General features: G+C 73.6%; 13 protein-coding genes and 1 pseudogene. 9 read left to right on the top strand and 5 right to left on the bottom strand.

What is annotated here, in order from left to right; translation table 11 throughout:
* Positions 1-61 precede the first annotated feature (61 nt).
* Complete coding sequence (locus ACWPWV_RS14370) at positions 62-586, top strand: O-acetyl-ADP-ribose deacetylase (protein WP_454043635.1); 525 nt, start codon at positions 62-64, stop codon at positions 584-586.
* A gap of 7 nt (positions 587-593) precedes the next feature.
* Here the strand turns inward: ACWPWV_RS14370 and ACWPWV_RS14375 are convergent, their stop codons facing one another.
* Complete coding sequence (locus ACWPWV_RS14375) at positions 594-1,031, bottom strand: VOC family protein (RefSeq protein ID WP_454043636.1); 438 nt, start codon at positions 1,029-1,031, stop codon at positions 594-596.
* A 363-nt stretch (positions 1,032-1,394) separates the two neighbouring features.
* On the opposite strand from ACWPWV_RS14375, the gene ACWPWV_RS14380 reads away from it, so the two are divergent.
* Positions 1,395-1,763 (top strand): DUF2200 domain-containing protein, encoded by a 369-nt coding sequence (locus tag ACWPWV_RS14380; RefSeq protein ID WP_454043637.1) that lies wholly within the window; start codon positions 1,395-1,397, stop codon positions 1,761-1,763.
* Positions 1,764-1,823: 60 nt separating this feature from the next.
* Here the strand turns inward: ACWPWV_RS14380 and ACWPWV_RS14385 are convergent, their stop codons facing one another.
* Complete coding sequence (locus ACWPWV_RS14385; protein WP_454043638.1) at positions 1,824-2,459, bottom strand: dihydrofolate reductase family protein; 636 nt, start codon at positions 2,457-2,459, stop codon at positions 1,824-1,826.
* Positions 2,460-2,818: 359 nt separating this feature from the next.
* Between ACWPWV_RS14385 and ACWPWV_RS14390 the strand changes: the two genes are divergently transcribed.
* The 4 genes and pseudogenes from ACWPWV_RS14390 to ACWPWV_RS14405 all read left to right on the top strand — a co-directional run.
* Positions 2,819-3,841: a 3-oxoacyl-ACP synthase III gene (locus ACWPWV_RS14390; protein WP_454043639.1), complete on the top strand. Its 1,023-nt coding sequence runs from the start codon at positions 2,819-2,821 to the stop codon at positions 3,839-3,841.
* Positions 3,838-6,498, top strand: coding sequence for an alpha/beta fold hydrolase (locus tag ACWPWV_RS14395; protein ID WP_454043640.1), 2,661 nt, complete (start codon positions 3,838-3,840; stop codon positions 6,496-6,498). Before ACWPWV_RS14390 ends, ACWPWV_RS14395 begins: the two co-directional genes overlap by 4 nt.
* Positions 6,495-7,499: an NAD-dependent epimerase/dehydratase family protein gene (locus ACWPWV_RS14400; RefSeq protein ID WP_454043641.1), complete on the top strand. Its 1,005-nt coding sequence runs from the start codon at positions 6,495-6,497 to the stop codon at positions 7,497-7,499. The genes ACWPWV_RS14395 and ACWPWV_RS14400 overlap by 4 nt, the downstream gene beginning before the upstream one ends.
* Positions 7,500-7,755: 256 nt before the next feature.
* Positions 7,756-7,947: pseudogene (locus ACWPWV_RS14405) on the top strand (IS3 family transposase); the annotation flags it as partial.
* 444 nt (positions 7,948-8,391) lie between these two features.
* Here ACWPWV_RS14405 and ACWPWV_RS14410 read toward each other — a convergent pair.
* From ACWPWV_RS14410 to ACWPWV_RS14420, 3 genes are all read right to left on the bottom strand, one after another.
* Positions 8,392-8,520 (bottom strand): hypothetical protein, encoded by a 129-nt coding sequence (locus ACWPWV_RS14410; RefSeq protein WP_454043642.1) that lies wholly within the window; start codon positions 8,518-8,520, stop codon positions 8,392-8,394.
* Positions 8,521-8,561: 41 nt separating this feature from the next.
* The gene (locus ACWPWV_RS14415) at positions 8,562-8,963 is read right to left on the bottom strand and encodes a hypothetical protein (protein ID WP_454043643.1); all 402 of its coding nucleotides are present in this window, start codon (positions 8,961-8,963) and stop codon (positions 8,562-8,564) included.
* A 367-nt stretch (positions 8,964-9,330) separates the two neighbouring features.
* Positions 9,331-9,465 carry a hypothetical protein gene (locus tag ACWPWV_RS14420; RefSeq protein WP_454043644.1) on the bottom strand — a complete coding sequence of 45 codons (135 nt, stop codon included), beginning with the start codon at positions 9,463-9,465 and terminating at the stop codon, positions 9,331-9,333.
* A 354-nt stretch (positions 9,466-9,819) separates the two neighbouring features.
* Between ACWPWV_RS14420 and ACWPWV_RS14425 the strand changes: the two genes are divergently transcribed.
* From ACWPWV_RS14425 to ACWPWV_RS14435, 3 genes are all read left to right on the top strand, one after another.
* A complete protein-coding gene (locus ACWPWV_RS14425) occupies positions 9,820-10,776 on the top strand; it encodes an SHOCT domain-containing protein (RefSeq protein ID WP_454043645.1) in 957 nt (318 codons plus the stop codon).
* An 877-nt stretch (positions 10,777-11,653) separates the two neighbouring features.
* Positions 11,654-11,908, top strand: coding sequence for a hypothetical protein (locus ACWPWV_RS14430; RefSeq protein WP_454043646.1), 255 nt, complete (start codon positions 11,654-11,656; stop codon positions 11,906-11,908).
* Between the two features lie 74 nt (positions 11,909-11,982).
* A complete protein-coding gene (locus ACWPWV_RS14435; protein ID WP_454043647.1) occupies positions 11,983-12,576 on the top strand; it encodes a hypothetical protein in 594 nt (197 codons plus the stop codon).
* The last annotated feature ends 98 nt before the right edge of the window (positions 12,577-12,674 follow it).

Raw genomic sequence — 12,674 nt, forward strand, 5'->3', positions numbered from 1 at the left:
GCCGCGCGAGTCAGGGCCGGACAGCGCGGAGGACGGACCGGCCGCCAGTAGGGTCGACGGCATGCAGATCTCGGCGGAGCGCGGTGACATCACGCGCGTGGCGACGGACGTCGTCGTCAACGCGGCGAACTCGAACCTCCTGGGCGGGGGAGGGGTCGACGGCGCGATCCACGCGGCCGCCGGGCCGCGCCTGCTCGAGGCGTGCCGGCGAGTGCGCAAGACCAGCCACCGCGACGGCCTGCCCGTGGGCGACGCCGTCGCCACCGACGCGTTCGACCTGCCGTCGAGATGGGTGGTCCACACCGTCGGGCCGAACCGGCACCGCGGGCAGACGGACCCCGCGCTGCTCGCGTCGTGCTTCACCCGCTCGCTCGACGTCGCGGCGGACCTCGGCGCGCGATCCGTGGCGTTCCCTGCCGTGAGCGCCGGGGTCTACGGGTGGGACCCGGACGTCGTCGCGACCGTCGCGGTCGACGCCGTGCGGGGCTGGCGGCCGCAGGACCAGGGCAGCGTGGAGGAGGTGCGGTTCGTGCTGTTCAGCGACACCCTGCTCGACGCCTTCCGGACGGCGCTCGCGGGCCAGTGAGGAGAGCTCACCCGACCTGCTCGGCGAGCGCGACGATGATGCCGCTGGGCCCGCGCAGGTAGCAGAGCAGGTACGCGTCGTACCGCACGATCTCGCCGAGGAGCTCGGCACCGTGGCCGCGCAGCCGCTGCACCGTGCCGTCGATGTCGTCGACGGCGAACATCACGCGGTGCAGGCCGAGAGTGTTCGGCGGTGCGTCGCGCAGGCCCCGGTCCACCAGGTCCGGCGAGTGGTAGGTGGTGAGCTCGAGGCGACCGGCGCCGTCGGGCACGCGCATCATCGCGATCTCGGAGCGCATGCCGTCGAGCCCGACGACGCGCTCCGCCCGCCGGTCCTCGATCGGCATCCTGCCCTCGAGCTCCATCCCGAGCTCGGTGAAGAACGCGACCGCCGCGTCGAGGTCGTCGACGACGACGGCGACGTTGTCCAACCTCTGGATCGTCATCCTGCGAGCCTAGGATCCGGACGGACTCGCGGCGACCGTGCAGAGCACCGTCGCGGCGAGGTTGGCGTGGCCCCCGGGCTCGCCGCAGGACGCGGTCTCCCACGGGACGTCGCGGCAGCAGACGAGGTGGACGACCTCGTCAGGGTCGTCGCGACGTGCGAGCGCGACGTCGACGGCGGTCCCGGTCGACGCGCCGGACGCCTGTGCCGTCGACGTGCCCGACGCCTGTGCGGGGAGCTCACGCCCGGGATCGTGCCACAGGACCGTGGCACCGGGTGGGAGACTGTCGGGGAGGGCGGCAGCGTGCGACAGGTGGCACCACGCGTCGAGGACGCCGCCCACGTCCGAGCACGGAGGGAACCGATGGCGCACCCACGGATCTTCGCGATGAGCTTTGCCAGCATCTACCCGCTCTACGTGACCAAGGTCGAGCGCAAGGGCAGGTCCGTGGACGAGCTGGACCAGGTCGTCACGTGGCTCACGGGCTACGACGAGGCGGGACTGAAGAAGGCGATCGCGGACGAGGTCGACCTCGCGACGTTCTTCGAGCAGGCGCCGGCGATGAACCCGAAGGCGTCGCTCATCACCGGCGTGATCTGCGGCTACCGGGTCGAGGACATCGAGGACCCGCTCATGAGGAAGATCCGCTGGATGGACAAGCTCGTCGACGAGGTCGCGCGCGGCAAGAAGATGACGTCGATCCTGCGGGGCGAGCCCGCCCCGGCACCGTAGCGCAGACCGCGGGGCGGTCGGGACCGGCCGGTCCCGGACCCGGCGGCGTGCTCGACGGCCTCAGAGGCCGCGGCCGGGCGCGCTCATGTCACCGGTCCGGGGCGTCCCGTCGGCGAGCCCGTACCGCAGGAGGACCGTGCCCGTCGGGCTGGTCGCCGCGGGCTCGAGGAGGGTGAGGTTGGTGGGGACCGCTCCGCCGTCGAACACGGTCTTCCCGACGCCGAGGACGATCGGGTGCACCCACACGTCCAGGCGGTCGAACAGCCTCTCGCGCAGGAGGGACTGCACCAGGTTCAGGCTGCCGACGACCTTGACGTGCTCGTGCCGGTCGCGCACCTCGCGCACGGCGGACGCGAGGTCCGGCCCGAGCAGCGTCGACCCGGCCCACGGCAGGTCCGGCGTCCCCCGCGACGCGACGTACTTGGGGATGCGGTTGAAGAGCGTGGCGAAGCCGCCGTCCGGGCCGTCCTCCTGGTGCGGCCAGTAGGCGGCGAAGATGTCGTACGTGCGCCGACCGAGCAGCAGGGCGTCCGTGCCCTCGTAGGCCGCGTCGACCTGCGCGCCCGCGACGTCGTCGAGCAGCGGCGCCTGCCAGCCGCCGAACGGGAACCCGTCCGCCGGATCCTCCTCCGGTCCGCCGGGTGCCTGCCCGACGAGGTCGAGGGTCGCGAACAGCTCGATCTCGATGAGTCCCATGGTCGCCTCCAGGTCGCGCGCCGTGTCGGTCCCGGGGTAGACCGCGCGACGCCGGGGAAGTCATCGATCACCGAGGAGCACCACGCCCCTCTGCGACGAGGACGAACGGGGCGTGCTCGACGAGGAGAGCCGCTGCCGGGGCGCGCGCGTGGCCCGACCGTACCGACGTGGCGCATCCCACCGCGCCCGGTTGGAACGGCGGGCACCCGCCGAGCGTCCTACGCTCGGGGGCGCGGGAGTGGACGGCACCAGCCGTCGGCGACCGCCCGGCGCGGTCGCGCTGCCGCACCGGCGGTCGGGCCCCCCGGCCGTCTCGTCGCTGAGCCGGGCGCACGTGCGCCCGGCCGTCTGGAGCTCGTGTGTCAGGTAACGCCACCGCCAGGTTCACCAACGTCGCGCTGCTGTCCGTCACCAGCCGGCTTCCCGCCGGCGTGCGGACGTCCGCCGAGGTGCAGGAGCGTCTCGCTCCCGCGCTGCGACGGCTGCGTCTGCCGTCCACGCTGCTGCAACGCGTGGCGGGCGTGCAGGAGCGACGCGCCTGGACCGCCCAGGAGGACGTCGACGACGCGACGGTCGCCGCGGGGCAGGAGGCGCTCCGCGCCGCCGGGGTGGACGCGACCGACGTCGGGCTCCTGATCAACACGTCGGTCACGCGCAAGCACCTCGAGCCGTCGGTCGCGGTGCGGCTGCACCACGGGCTCGACCTGCCGTCGTCCGCCACCAACTTCGACGTCGCCAACGCGTGCCTCGGCTTCATCAACGGCATGAGCCTCGCCGCGGGCATGATCGAGTCCGGTCAGATCCGCTACGCGGTCGTCGTGGACGGCGAGGACGCCGACGTCATCCACGACCGCACGATCGAGCGGCTGCTGCGCGAGGACCGCGACCGCGACGACTTCATGCAGGAGTTCGCCTCGCTCACGCTCGGATCCGGCTCGGCCGCCGCCGTGCTGGGTCGCGCGGACGAGCACCCGCGCGCCCACCGCGTGCTGGGCGGCGTCACCCGGGCAGCGACCCGGTTCCACGACCTGTGCGTGGGCAGCACCGACGGCATGTTCACCGATGCGAGAGCGCTTCTCGAGGGTGGGCTCGAGCTCGTCGTGGACGCCTGGAAGGACGCCGTCGCCGACTGGGACTGGGCCTCCATGGACCGGTACATCACGCACCAGGTCTCGCGCGTGCACACCGACGCCATCGTCGAGGCGGTGGGGCTGGACCGCTCCCGCGTGCCCACCACCTACGAGCGGCTCGGCAACGTGGGGCCGGCGTCCGTGCCGATCACGCTCGTCGAGGAGCAGAGCACGCTCGACGCCGGCGACCGCGTGCTGCTCATGGGCGTCGGCTCCGGCATCAACACGGCGATGCTGGAGCTGGCCTGGTGACCGGGCCCGTCTCCCCGCCCGCGACAGACACCCTCCTCCGCCCCGCTCGCACCGTCCCGCCCGGGCTGCCCGGCCTGGACCCGCGGTACAGCCACGTGCTGCGCGACGCCCGGGGCGCGACCTGGCACTACCTCGACACGGGCCCCGAGCTCGAGCGGCGCGGCCTCGCGCCCGTCGGCACCGTGCTCGCCGTGCACGGCAACCCCACGTGGGCCTACCTGTGGCGGCGGCTCGTGACCGGCTCCGTCGCCGCCGCCAGCGGTGGCGGTGCTGCATGGCGCGTCGTCGCCGTCGACCAGCTCGAGATGGGCTTCTCCGCGCGCACCGGCGAGCACCGCCCGCTCGCCCGCCGCGTCGCCGACCTGGGCGCCTTCACCGACGCTCTCGGCCTTGCCGGGCCCGTCGTCACCCTCGGCCACGACTGGGGCGGCGTCGTCTCCCTCGGCTGGGCCGTCGACCACCCCGACCTCCTCGCCGGCGTCGCTCTGCTCAACACGGCCGTGCACCAGCCCAACGGCGCCACGCTGCCCGCGCCGCTGCGCCTCGCGCTCGCCGGGCCCGTGCACCGGGTCGGCACCCGCACGTCCCGTGCCTTCCTCGACACGACGCTCGCGCTGGCGCGCCCGCGCCTGCCTGCCGACGTCGCGGGCGCCTACCGGCTGCCCTACCGCGCCGCGCACGACCGCGACGGGATCGAGGGCTTCGTCGCGGACATCCCCGTGGACGCCGCGCACCCCAGCGCGCCCGAGCTCGACCGCGTCGCCGCCGGCGTCGCGCGGCTCCGCGTGCCCGCCGTGCTGCTGTGGGGGCCGCACGACCCGGTGTTCTCCGACCGCTACCTCGACGACCTCGTGCGCCGGCTGCCGCACGCGCACGTGCACCGGTTCGCGGACGCCGGTCATCTCGTCGCCGAGGACGCGGACTGGACGCCTGCTGTTCTCGGGTGGCTCGGGGGCGAGGTGCTGTCCACGGTCGGTGCGGGGACCACGGGCGCCGACGGGGGAGCCGCCTCGCCCTTCGTGCCACTGTGGGCGGGGCTGGACGCGCGGGCGGGGGACGACGCGCCTGCGGTGCTGGACATGGGGGTGACCGACGCCGACGGTTCTGCCCGGGCCGTGAGCTGGCGGGCGCTGCACCGACAGGTGCAGCGGGTGGCCGCGGGGCTGCACGCGATCGGCGTGCGCCGGGGCGACCGGGTGTCGCTGCTCGTCGAGCCGGGGCCCACGCTGACCGCGCTGGTGTACGCGTGCCTGCGGATCGGGGCCGTCGTGGTGGTCGCCGACGCCGGGCTGGGCGTCCGCGGGCTCACGCGCGCCCAGCGCGGGGCGTGGCCGCGGTTCGTCGTCGCGCAGACCAAGGGCCTGGCCGCGGCGCGCGCGCTCGGCTGGCCCGGCGTGCGGATCTCGGCCGACCCGCTCGCGCCCGCGGTCCGGCGGGCGCTGGGCGTCGCGCACGAGCTCGTCGACGTCGCGCGCGCCGGGGAGGGCATCGCGCTGCCGTCCGAGCCCGGCCCCGACGACGAGGCCGCCGTGCTGTTCACGTCCGGGTCCACGGGCCCGGCCAAGGGCGTCGTCTACTCGCACGCCCGCCTCTCCGCGTTGCGGGACACGCTCGCCGAGCACTTCGACGTCGGCCCCGACACCGGGCTCGTCACGGGCTTCGCCCCGTTCGCGCTGCTCGGGCCGGCGCTCGGCACCCGGTCGGTGACGCCGCGCATGGACGTCTCCTCGCCGCGCACGCTCACCGCCCGGGCCGTCGCCGACGCCGTGCGCGCGTCGGACGCGCGCATCGTGTTCCTCTCGCCCGCCGCGATCCTCAACGTGGTCGCGACCGCCGACGCGCTCGACACCGCCGACCGCGCCGCCCTCGTGCGCGTGCGCACGTTCCTCTCCACGGGCGCGCCGATCTCGGCCGAGCTGCTCGGCTCGGCCGCCGGGCTCATGCCCGCGGCCACCGCGCACACCCCGTACGGGATGACGGAGTGCCTGCTGGTCACGGACGTCACGCTCGACGGCATCCGTGACGCTGCCGCGGCCCCCGACGCGGGCGTGTGCGTCGGCCTCCCCGTGCCCGGGGCGGAGGTGCTCGTCAGCGCGCTCGACGACGACGGCGCCGCGACCGGCGCGCCGTCGGCGGCACCCGGCGTGCTCGGCGAGGTCCTCGTGCGGGCCGGGCACCTCAAGGAGCGCTACGACCGGCTGTGGCTCACCGACCTGGCCGCCGAGCGCGACACCCCGCCCGGGCGCTGGCACCGCACGGGCGACGTCGGACACCTCGACGGGCAGGGCCGGCTGTGGATCGAGGGGCGGCTCGGGCACGTGCTCCGCACCGCCGAGGGCCCGCTGGCGCCCGTGGGGCCGGAGCAGCACGTCGAGCGGGTGGCGCAGGTGCGGCGGGCCGCCGTCGTCGGCGTCGGGCCCGCGGGCCTGCAGCAGGCGGTCGCGGTGGTCGAGACCGTACCCGGCGCCCGGCGCCCCGGGCTGGCGCCCGAGGCGCTGACCGCCGCCGTGCGCGCCGTGTCGCCCGTGCCGCTCGCGGCCGTGCTCGTGGTGCCGCGCATGCCCACCGACGTGCGGCACAACTCCAAGATCGACCGGACGCGCCTCGCCACCTGGGCGGACGGCGTCCTCGCCGGCGGGCGGGTGGGGCGGCCGTGACCGTGCTCGTGACCGGGGCGTCGGGACTGCTCGGAGGCGCCGTCGCCCGCGCGCTCGTGGCGCGCGGCGACGAGGTCCGCACGCTCCAGCGCCGCTCCTCGGGTGTGCCGGGCGTCCAGGACGTCCAGGGGTCCGTGACCGACCCGGCAGCCGTCGCGCGCGCCGTCGAGGGCGTCGACGCGGTCGTGCACCTCGCGGCCAAGGTGTCGCTCGCGGGCGATCCCGCGGAGTTCCACGCCGTGAACGTCGAGGGCACCCGCGCGCTCCTCGACGCGGCCGAGCGCGCCGGGGCCGAGCGGTTCGTGCAGGTGTCCTCGCCGTCGGTGGCCCACCTGGGCTCGTCCCTGGTCGGGGCCGGCACGACGCCGGCCGACCCCCGGCACGCACGCGGCGAGTACGCACGCACCAAGGCGGCGGGCGAGCTGCTCGCCCTGGGCCGCGACCGCCGTCGGCGGCCGGACGGGTCGGGCGGGACCGGACCGAGCGTCGTCGCCGTGCGCCCGCACCTCGTGTGGGGGCCGGGCGACACGCAGCTCGTCGAGCGGGTGCTCGAGCGGGCGGCGGGCGGGCGCCTGCCCCTGCTGGGGCACGGCGCGGCGCTCATCGACACGCTCTACGTGGACAACGCCGCGGACGGCATCGTCGCCGCGCTCGACCGTGCCGACGACGTGCACGGGCGCGCGTACGTGCTGACCAACGGCGAGCCGCGCACCGTCGCCGACCTGCTCGCCGGCATCTGCCGCGCGGGCGGCGTCGAGCCACCGCGGTGGCGCGTGCCGGCCGGGGTCGCGCGGGCCGCGGGCAGCCTCGTCGAGGCCGTCTGGCGCGTGCGCCCGGGCGCCGACGAGCCGCCGATGACGCGCTTCCTCGCCGAGCAGCTGTCGACCGCGCACTGGTTCGACCAGCGAGCCACGCGCCGCGACCTGCGCTGGCGCCCCGCCGTGAGCGTCGACGAGGGGCTGCGGCGCCTGGCCGCGCACTACGGCGGCACGGCCGCCTGACGCCGGTCCGCGGTGCCCGTCGCCCGGTTTCTCACACGGAGTAGTACTTGGCTTCCGCCCGGCTCGTGGGCGAGTTCCACAAGGGCGAACGCTTCGTCGCCGCCGGACGCACGCGCTCGTACTCCGTCGATCGGTTCGGTGTTGAGGAGGTGCGGCACGAGTTCGTCGCGACCCGCATCGGTCACGACGCCACCGACGACGCCCTCGCCCAGTCCATGGCCCGACACCCGACGACCCGGGCCAGACACCTCGGCACTTCTTCGCCCTGCTGCAGAAGAACGTCCTCAACCGAAAGTGCTGGTCCACCCGTGACGAGCTGCGCCTGGCGATCATTACCTGGATCGAGAAGACCTACCACCGCCGACGCCGGCAAGAACGAGTCGGCCGCATGACCCCGATCGAGTTCGAGACCGTCTACGCTGCCAACACCCTGGCCCTCGCGGCCTGACTCGAAGAGTCAACCGATGCTGGGGCAGTCCCGACGGCCGTCGGGTCGGGGTGTCACCTGTGCTGTTGACGGGCGTGACGTGTCCCGGCACGCCGGGACCCGCCCAACGGTGTGAGCCTGGTCTCCGGGCATGGCCCAGTTCGGCGGGCGCGCAGCGCACGCACCGCCTCGCCCACCACGACGAACCCCGCCCCGCAAGAACCACGCAACGAACACGAAACGACTTGCCTGACGGCGAACGATCCCCGCAACGAACAACGCCCCGTTGCACGCACCGCCCAACACGCCGAGGGCGCGCAGCGCCCGAAGCCTCTTAAGGCGGCCGGCGGCCGCCAGCACCCCGCCGCCGCCAGGGCCTAGCGGCCAGCATCACGGCGCAATCGCGCGCCCGCCCGAAGGGCGGGGGAGCCCGGGGGTGTCGCAGCGGGTGAGGGGGTGTCGGTGCTACCGCGCACCGGGGTTGCGACGCTGCCGGTCCCCGCGCACCGCACGCCGCTGGCGGGCGAGCACCACGACGATGACGGCCACCGCGGCACCGGCGATCGCCGTGTCGATGATCGGTGCGCCGGTCACGGTCGGGGCCGGGCGGTGTCGGTCGGGTGCACCGGGGGAGGCTACTCCTCGACGCAGGTCTTCGCGTCGAGCACCTCCTCTGATCCGTTCGCCGGGCTGGGTGCCTGCGGCCAGTCGGTGAACTCCTGGGCGAACCCGTCGACCGACATCGTCAACCCTCCGCCGGCGTCCGGTGTCGTCACCGCCCACACCCCGGTCTCCACCGTGTCGTCAATGCCTTCGATCGTGAAGGACATCGGCACGAGCCACAGGTCGTCGTCGTACTGGACGGTGGCCGTCTCGACGGGAGTGATCGCCGCGCCGTTCGCCCCCTCGGCGATCTGCGCGGCGAGCTCGGGCGAGGCCTCGGTGCACTCCACCTCGGGCTCACCCCCGCCGGACGAGCACGACGCCGCCGCCAGAACCACCCCTGCGACGACCAGGCACACGCGTGCGCGAGTCATGCTCTCCATGATGATCCGCTCAGCGCCGTTGCGCGCGGGCACGGGTCCGGCTGCGGTGTCGGCGGTCGGTCCTAGCGTCGAGTCATGACGCCCGGATGTCGACTGGTCCAGGTGGGAGCAGGTGCGCACCGGATGGGTGCGCGTCCCGCCGCCAGGTTGCCACGCGGGGCACCGGTGGTCGTCGTTCGGACGGATGCGGCCGCGCGAGTCGAACGTGACGTGCTCCTGCACAGCCCAGCGGTTCCACGTCCTGTGGCGGTGCCCGGTGTGCGGGATGTACTGCGCCGAGGGGTGCGCTGACGTCGCGCTGTGGTCGATCCATCGGACGCCCGTCGACGCACCGCAACGTGGCCGCTCCGCGGTCTAGTCAGGTGGTCGCGCGAGTGGTGACCCGCAGCCGGAAGATGAGGGACTCCAGCAGGTCGTTGCGCTCGTCGTGGCACCCGTCGAGCGCTTCCAGCTTGGAGAGCATCTTGCGCACGTCGTCCGGGTGGACGAACACCCTGCACCTCGGTCTCGATGACCTGCTCTGGCCACACGGGAGAGTCGGTGGGCTCGCCGAGCCTGGTGAACGTGGTGTGCGCTGCGAGGGTGTCGGCCACGTACTGCTTGGCGGACCAGCAGCCCACGACGCGCACGGCGTACGGCATCAGGCCGAGCTCGTCGGCGTCCTTGATCTCGCACACGGTCACTGCTCCTCCCGGCCGGTTGTTCCTTCCACCGGGGGAGTGGGGCGCGCGCACGGAGAAGTCCCTGCCATGTGGTCCGCAATCTCACCCGCTTCCCGTCTGCCCAGGCACTCGCATGCCAGATAACCTCCCAAGGACGTGAGCGTGACGATGAGGAAGAGGTCCTGATGCAGCTGGGGAAGGGCGTCAAGCAGCAGACGGTCGACAAGGGGCTCTCCAAGGCCGGTGGGCTGCTCGAAGGCGAGGAGGCCTGGGCGGTCGTCAGCGTGCGGAACTTCCGTCCGCTGGTCGACCTGCTCGTCGTGACGAACGCGCGGCTGCTGGCAGTCGCGAGTGCGGACGGCAAGCTCGGTTTTGCCGCGCCCCACCCACGCATCACGGCGCGCGAGTACGACCCGAAGAAGGGCCAGGTGCACGTCACCTCGGACGACGGCACCGACATCACGTTCAAGGTGACGCACCGTCAAGAGGGCGTCGAGATGGTCCAGCACTTCCTGGAGTACGCGATCGCCAACCCCGCACCCGAGGGCGTCTCCGCTGCGGCGGAGCATGCCTACACGGCCAAGGAGCGCGAGGAGCAGGAGACCTTGGAACGGTGCGGGCGCGAGGTCGCCCGCGACACCTTCGCGCTCAAGACCGTGGCGATCTACGAGAACGGCTACGTCCGGGTCGGTGGCGCGTTCGGGTTGGGCAAGTCGGAGTACGAGAAGCTCATCGCCATCGAGTCCTCGGCGGACATCACGAAGAAGACCGGGGCGGGGCGAGCCGCCGGGGCGGTGCTCACCGGTGGGCTGAACCTGCTGTCGTCGAACAAGCGCGGGGACGCCTACCTGTCGATCGTGACCGAGGTCAGGACCCACGTCCTGCACGAGGAGTCACCGACAGCGATGAGCATGAAGAGCATCAAGAAGCTGGAGGGCGCGGGCAACGGCGTGCTCAGCGCCCAGGCGCGCGCGATGAACGGGCAGCCGGCGCAGCCCGTCGACGGGCCAGCGGTGCCGGGACAACCCGCGGCCCAGGACGCCGGCGAGCGACTGAGCTCGCTCACCGGGCTGCGGGACCAGGGGCTCATCTCCGAGGAGGAGTACGAGACGTTGCGCGCCAACATCCTGAAGTCGCTCTAGTCAGTCCTGGTACGCGCTCGGGCCGCCGACCAGACGCGGGCCGAGGCCTCGCCGATGACCGCGCGCCAGTGCGTGGGCGCTAGGCCGCGGACCTTCAACGCGATCGTCTGCGCGCGCACCACGTCGACGAACCGGCTTTGTCGTCGAACCGGCGCGCGTTCGCCGTCGGCTCCTCTAGAGTCGTTTAGAGTCATTATAGATCCTGGGAGGCGCTCCCGCGGCGCACACCACACCAGGGCAGACCGGTCCCCTACAGGTGCACCCACGTCGGCACTGCACAGTTTGCGTTTGTGTCGGTGCTAGGTAGCGCCCTGGGCCTGGCCCGCTCAACTGCGCGGGCGACGGCGAGCTGCAACGACGGAGTCGAGTACCGCCCGAGACCGACCCCTTCGCTGGCTCGCCCGGTCGTGACCTGCGTGGCCGGGATGCCCCGCACGCCGGCCGCCGCGGCTGCGGCCAGCACCGGGCCCGACATGTCAGGTAGCCAAGGCGTTTGCGTTCCTCCTCCGTCGAAACGACGGCCGACTAGGACGGCGAACCGACGATGTTCTCATGCGGGACCTGATGCTTCGCCGGGAGGAGCGCCAGCGTTGCTACGGCCGCAGCGGGAGGGAGTCTCGGGCAGGCGGCGGCCCAGACGATCAACGACCGCGACGTGGCCTCCTGGCGGCCTGAGCAGGGCTAGGGCGTGCGGACGAGACGTCGGTGCTCGTGGGGACCCGCTCCCTGATGACCGGCACTGACGCCCCCGGGGTCACCTGTCAGCTCGTCGCCATTGACCGCGTCCCCCGTGCGGCGTCCGACCCGGTCGACGACGCGCGTGTCAAGGCGATCATGGAACCCATGCAACACCGACCGCTGGTCGGCCGAGCGGTGGGTGTACGTCACCGACGCCTCCGTGCTCCTGGAGCAGTCCGCCGGGCGCCTGGTGCGCTCGGTCAACCACCGCGGGGTGGTGGGCGCGCTCAACCCTCGCCTGCTCAAGACCGGACCCCTGAACTACCCCGAGCCGACCCGGCAGTTGTACCTCGAAGCGCTCGGGATGTTCACCCGCCGCGCCTCGCGCCTGGACCAGGCGACCGACTTCCTGCGCGCCTTGAACGCCCCGCGCAGCGTCAAGGCCGTGGCTTAGACCAGCAGGTTCGTTACGTGTCGGTGGCTCGTGTCACCATCTTGATGTCACCTGACAACGACCTTGGATGCCCCATGCCTGCACCCACCTCCCGCTCGCGCCTCGCGCTGGCTCTCACGGCGCTCGCCCTGGCCGCCTCGACGCTGACCGGCTGCGGCATGTCCGCGCAGGCGCAGGCCGCCGAGGCGTGCGAGGTCTGGCAGGACGAGGTCTGGTCCGCCGCGCACGTCGAGGGCGGGTTCGACGTCGCTAGCGCCGCGCACATCGCGAAGCTGGCCGAGCGCCCCGCGGGCTGTGGTGACGACTGGCACCTCGACGCCGCCAAGACCGAGCTCTGCGAGTCCTGGACCGACATGGCCTGGGACGCGACGCATGACATCGAGCGCTCGGTGCCGGCCGACCAAGTCGAGGCGACGAACGCGACGATCGCCGCCGCGCTGGAGCCGCTGCGAGCCAAACGCCCTGCCGGCTGCGACGACAACTGGAAGACCGACGCCGCAGCCGAGCAGGCGTACGCCGAGAAGCAGTACCCGCCCGCGGAGCCGGCCGAGCCCGCCCCGGGCGCCGACGTGACCGTCCCCGACGCCGACGACGGCGACTCGCCGATCAACGCCGGGTGCGGCTGGTCGTGGCGCGGCGGCTTCGGCTGCGGCGTCGGCGTCGGCTGACCAACCCACAGACCGCCCGCCCGGCCGCGTACTCCCATCCGCGGCCGGGATGGGCCCACTCCACCAGCGTGCACCGGTGCGCGCATGACTAAGGCCCC

This window comes from Cellulosimicrobium sp. Marseille-Q8652 (genome assembly GCF_965112045.1).

Excerpts from the sequence above, each read along its gene's own strand:
- ACWPWV_RS14375 (WP_454043636.1), bottom strand. The coding sequence starts at position 1,031 with ATGACGATCCAGAGGTTGGACAACGTCGCCGTCGTCGTCGACGACCTC.
- ACWPWV_RS14425 (WP_454043645.1), top strand. The coding sequence starts at position 9,820 with ATGCAGCTGGGGAAGGGCGTCAAGCAGCAGACGGTCGACAAGGGGCTC.
- ACWPWV_RS14380 (WP_454043637.1), top strand. The coding sequence starts at position 1,395 with ATGGCGCACCCACGGATCTTCGCGATGAGCTTTGCCAGCATCTACCCG.
- ACWPWV_RS14415 (WP_454043643.1), bottom strand. The coding sequence starts at position 8,963 with ATGACTCGCGCACGCGTGTGCCTGGTCGTCGCAGGGGTGGTTCTGGCG.
- ACWPWV_RS14370 (WP_454043635.1), top strand. The coding sequence starts at position 62 with ATGCAGATCTCGGCGGAGCGCGGTGACATCACGCGCGTGGCGACGGAC.
- ACWPWV_RS14435 (WP_454043647.1), top strand. The coding sequence starts at position 11,983 with ATGCCTGCACCCACCTCCCGCTCGCGCCTCGCGCTGGCTCTCACGGCG.
- ACWPWV_RS14385 (WP_454043638.1), bottom strand. The coding sequence starts at position 2,459 with ATGGGACTCATCGAGATCGAGCTGTTCGCGACCCTCGACCTCGTCGGG.